Origin of the sequence: Mesotoga infera (genome assembly GCA_011045915.1) — a bacterium.
Lineage (GTDB): Bacteria > Thermotogota > Thermotogae > Petrotogales > Kosmotogaceae > Mesotoga > Mesotoga infera_D.
The window spans coordinates 1-3375 of the sequence record DSBT01000316.1; the positions used below are offsets into that span (position 1 = coordinate 1).

The window sequence follows — 3375 nt, forward strand, 5'->3', positions numbered from 1 at the left end:
GCTTTCGTTTGAGCGAGTATCACAACTCATTGACAAGGATCCCGCCTATGGAAGGATAGTATGCCAGTGCAACGAGGTATCTGAGACAGAGGTGATTCAGGCAATAAGAGATGGAGCGAGGACAATTGATGGAGTGAAATTCAGAACAAGAGCTGGTTTTGGCAGATGTCAAGGCGGTTTCTGTAGCTGGAACATTGCAAAGATTATTGCTAGAGAGTTGAATAAGGATTTGCGCGATGTTAGACAGAACAGCGAAGGAAGCTGGGTAGTTGACAGGAAGGTGAGGCAATGAAAAGGCTCGTCACTGATGTGCTGGTAATAGGCGGAGGGGCAGCTGGCATGGCTTGTGCCCTCAGCGCGGCAAAGACTGGAGTTGAAGTCACCCTTCTTGAAAGAGAGCCGGTGGTGGGCGGCGTACTGAATCAATGCATCCATAATGGTTTTGGTCTTCAGTTCTACCAGGAAGAGCTCACAGGTCCGGAATTTGCTGTTCGACTCCAGAACGAGATGAACCAAGAAAAAGTGACAGTTATTGGCGAATCATATGTTCGAGAGATAGATGTAATAAAAAAGAGGGCGTTGGTTTTGTCACCGCTAGGTGCTTTCGAAATCTTTTCGAAGGCTGTTGTGATTTCTACTGGAGCCAGAGAGAGACCATTTGGATCACTTCTTATACAAGGTGATAGGCCGTCTGGAATCATGCCGGCCGGGCTTGCGCAACGATATGTAAACCTTGAGAATTACCTTCCTTCAAGAAAGGCGGTAGTACTGGGTTCCGGAGACATCGGGCTGATAATGGCAAGGAGACTAACGCTTGAGGGTGTTGAAGTTGTTGGGGTGGTCGAAAGAATGCCTTATCCAGGTGGACTAACGAGGAACATAGTTCAGTGTCTCGAAGACTACGAAATTCCTCTTCTTCTTTCAACGACCGTAACCAAGGTTCTGGGCAACGGGAGACTTGAAGAGATAGAGATATCAGAGGTAGATGAGTCTTTCGTGCCAATCCCTGGAACTTCCAGACGTCTCAAAGCCGACACACTGATTCTTTCTGCTGGATTATTACCACAAGTAGAAGATTTCGACAATGATTTGAGAGTCGATCCTATAAATAAAGGATTCCTGGTGTCTAATACAGGTGAGAGCAGCATCGAGGGTGTTTTTGCGGCCGGCAACAATGTGGCAATATTCGATCTTGTGGATTATGTGGCTGCCGAAGGTTGGATAGCAGGGCGCCATGCGGCTTTGTTCGCCCTTGGAGAAAGCGCTTCTGGGGACAGGATACCTGTCTTCAGGGGTGAGAATGTGGGAGTTCTTGTCCCGGGAATAGTCGATATGGAGGAGCACTTGAGATTGTATCTCAGATTGAGGAAACCAATGAATAAGGGCACGGTTATCCTCAAAGAGCTCGACTTCGAAAAAGCTTTCTCGTATGGGGTGCCCAGTGAGATGATCCAGATAGCAATGAACAAAGAAAAGCTTGCGCCTCTTATCGGTGCGGGTCGGCTTACAGTGGAGGTGCGCTGATGGAAGGACAAATCACATGCGTAATCTGTCCTGTCGGTTGTAGGATTTCGGTGAGAAAGAGTGGTCAGGAATACGTTATTACGGGCAATAAATGTTCTAGGGGAAAGGAATACGCACTCAATGAACTCGTAATGCCGAAACGAATACTTGCAACCAGCGTGAGAGTTTTGAACGGAAAACTTCCTCTTGCTTCAGCGAAGACCACAGGACCAATTGACAAAGCCCTTATACTCGAAAAGATGAGTTTAATCAGCAAAATAGCCGTTGAGGCGCCGGTGGAGATTGGGGACGTTTTGATAGATGACATTGACGGTGAGGGAACCTCACTTGTAGCTACTAGACCGGTTGGAAGAAGCGAAACTTCCAATCAGTAGCATTGGCTACTTGAAATAAACTTTGATTCGAGTTACAATAATCAATGTGTTCCAGCGTGGCTCAATGGCAGAGCATCCGGCTGTTAACCGGACGGTTGGGGGTTCGAGTCCCTCCGCTGGAGCCAGAACTCCCCAGTTAAGGGGAGTTTTTTCTATATCCAGCTCTGACCAGGGACCTTGGGGAAGAGTCTGGTCCTGGCAACATTATCAAGAGAGCAGACATACCTTGTAAGCCTTTCCACTCCAATTCCGCAACCCGCGGTAGGCACAAGCTCACCGGCTTCTGCTATCTCCATGTACCATGCAAGCTCCTCCGGGTCATTACCCTTGAACTCCATTCTGCTGATAATCCTCTGGTATTCCCACTCTCGTTCTCCACCAGAAAGAGTCTCCCCGAAACCGTTTGGAAGAATCAGATCCATGTCCTTAAGCGTTCTTTCGTCTTGTGACAACAGGTCGTAGAATTCCCTTTCCCACACTGGAAAATCTATCAGCCAGAACGGTTCTTTGAAGCTCGAAGATAGGACGGTTTCGAAGTCCTTTCCATACTGCTCGTAAGCATCCATGAATTTAACTTTTGTAAAGGGTGTTGTTGGTATTGTAGGGTTCGAAGAAAGCAATTCCAGCTCCTCCCTGCAACTACTTTTCACTTCTCTAATAAGCGAAGCGATGAGGTCTTCCACCAGTGACATTACCTCATCTCTCTCTGCATTCCGAATTTCCAAGTCAATCTGACTGAATTCAAAAAGGTGTCTTCCAGAGAGTGACTTCTCCGATGTTTCGAGCCTAACATTGGGCGAGACTATGAATATTCTTTCGAATGTCTTGCATGCCAGCTGCTTGTGAAATATCATCGACTGGGTTAGACGATACTCCTGATCATAATAACGGAACTTAGCGTTGTGGACCTCATGATTCAGGGGGTCGGTAATCGGTGAGATTATTGTTGGAAGGAGTTCGACAAATCCCTTTCCCCGAAGAAAATTGCCCGCTTCTCCCATTATTGCAGACTTCACTCTGACTGCCGATTTCACCAAAGGGTCTCTAAGATGTTCAACTACTTTTGTACTCATTCTTCCGATGCTTTCCATTTTCTCACCCCTCCTAAAAAAACAGGGCCGATGGTTTTCCATCGGCCCTGTAATCTTCTACTTTCTTAAATGCAGAGATTAACTGACCGATCCCGGCCAGCTATTATTATCGACTATAACAATTTGAAAAATGGAGTCTACATTAACCATAGTAATTCCTCCTGAATGATAGATTGTACCACCTGGAAAGTAACACAGAAAGCACACTGTTTAAGATTTGTTGAAGGCTCTTTGATAAATCCCGCCTGTTCGGTTTATAATATAGACATGAATATCGTTCCTATTTTCGTTCCACATGAGGGTTGCAGAACGCGATGCACATTCTGCAATGAATACTCCGCGACCGGAGTCAGGAAGCTTCCCGATATGGAAGAGGTTTTGTCGAC

Annotated in this window: 5 protein-coding genes and 1 tRNA gene; 5 read left to right on the plus strand and 1 reads right to left on the minus strand. The window is 46.5% G+C overall.

Annotated features, from left to right (window positions below):
- From ENN47_10270 to ENN47_10285, 4 genes are all read left to right on the plus strand, one after another.
- On the plus strand, window positions 1-292 hold a 292-nt coding region (locus ENN47_10270), incomplete at its 5' end, for a (2Fe-2S)-binding protein (protein ID HDP78546.1).
- Window positions 289-1524 carry an FAD-dependent oxidoreductase gene (locus ENN47_10275; protein ID HDP78547.1) on the plus strand — a complete coding sequence of 412 codons (1236 nt, stop codon included), beginning with the start codon at window positions 289-291 and terminating at the stop codon, window positions 1522-1524. The genes ENN47_10270 and ENN47_10275, both read left to right, overlap by 4 nt.
- Window positions 1524-1898, plus strand: coding sequence for a DUF1667 domain-containing protein (locus ENN47_10280; GenBank protein HDP78548.1), 375 nt, complete (start codon window positions 1524-1526; stop codon window positions 1896-1898). Before ENN47_10275 ends, ENN47_10280 begins: the two co-directional genes overlap by 1 nt.
- A 50-nt stretch (window positions 1899-1948) precedes the next feature.
- A tRNA-Asn gene (locus ENN47_10285) sits at window positions 1949-2023 on the plus strand.
- A gap of 27 nt (window positions 2024-2050) precedes the next feature.
- Here the strand turns inward: ENN47_10285 and ENN47_10290 are convergent.
- A complete protein-coding gene (locus ENN47_10290; protein ID HDP78549.1) occupies window positions 2051-2989 on the minus strand; it encodes an asparagine synthetase A in 939 nt (312 codons plus the stop codon).
- A 165-nt stretch (window positions 2990-3154) separates the two neighbouring features.
- Between ENN47_10290 and ENN47_10295 the strand changes: the two genes are divergently transcribed.
- Window positions 3155-3375, plus strand: a 221-nt coding sequence (locus tag ENN47_10295; protein HDP78550.1) for a radical SAM protein, incomplete at its 3' end; no start/stop codon positions are given.